Origin of the sequence: Desertibacillus haloalkaliphilus (assembly GCF_019039105.1) — a bacterium.
GTDB lineage: Bacteria > Bacillota > Bacilli > Bacillales > KJ1-10-99 > Desertibacillus > Desertibacillus haloalkaliphilus.
Genome location: NZ_JAHPIV010000614.1, coordinates 1 through 326, shown reverse-complemented (window position 1 = coordinate 326; position 326 = coordinate 1). Strand labels below are relative to the sequence as shown.

The 326-nt window shown below is 45.1% G+C and carries 1 pseudogene; it reads left to right on the top strand.

Annotated elements, in window-relative coordinates:
- Positions 1-326 (top strand): annotated as a pseudogene (locus KH400_RS23540) (xylose isomerase); the annotation flags it as partial.

The window sequence follows — 326 nt, the reverse complement described above, 5'->3', positions numbered from 1 at the left end:
AACTTGGACGCCGTTGTTGACCGCATCGAAGAAAAGATGAAGGAAACTGGCAAGAAGTTGTTGTGGAACACTTCATCATTGTTTACTAACAAGCGTTTCATGGCTGGTGGAGCTACTACGCCATTTGCTGACGTATTTGCTTACGCAGCAGCACAAGTTAAGCACTCATTGGAAATCGCTAAGCGTTTGAACTCAGAATCATACGTATTCTGGGGTGGTCGTGAAGGTTACGAGTCATTGTTGAACACTGACACGAAGCGTGAGTTGGACCACATCGCTAAGTTCTTCAAGTTGGCTAAGTTGTACGCTAACGAAATTGGCTACAC